Raw genomic sequence first — 435 nt, forward strand, 5'->3', positions numbered from 1 at the left:
AGCCCAGGCTGGCGAACTCAAACTCCCGCGTTTCCGGGATCATCACCTCGGAAGGGATCTTCACCTGGTTGCCGGTGCCCAGATCGTACAGATGGATAGGCAAATCTTTCACCGCGCCGCCGGCCTGCGGACCGCGAATTTGTACACACCAGCCGTTATTGACAAAGCTCTTCACCATATTGGAAGCGAAGGAAAACGCCGCGCTGGTCCAGAGATACTTTTCGTGGTCCGGGCCCTTCACCTGCTCGACATAGTTGAAGCTGCGCACCGGCACGGTGTCCGGGCCGTACGGCAGACGACCCAGCACGCGCGGCATCACCAGGCCGATGTAGCGGGCATCGTCGGTTTCACGAAACGCCTTCCAGCGAATATATTCCGCGCGATCGAAGTAGTTGCCGATATCCTTAATGGCAGCCACCTCTTCCATGGTCTCTT

At 58.2% G+C, this 435-nt stretch carries 1 protein-coding gene; it reads right to left on the reverse strand.

The genetic code is table 11. From position 1 onward, the window contains the following. Positions 1–435: type VI secretion system contractile sheath domain-containing protein (locus RRF55_RS27255; protein ID WP_196983341.1), on the reverse strand; the 435-nt coding region annotated here is incomplete at both ends.

Source organism: Klebsiella sp. K47 (assembly GCF_051858335.1).
Classification (GTDB): Bacteria; Pseudomonadota; Gammaproteobacteria; order Enterobacterales; family Enterobacteriaceae; genus Klebsiella; species Klebsiella pneumoniae.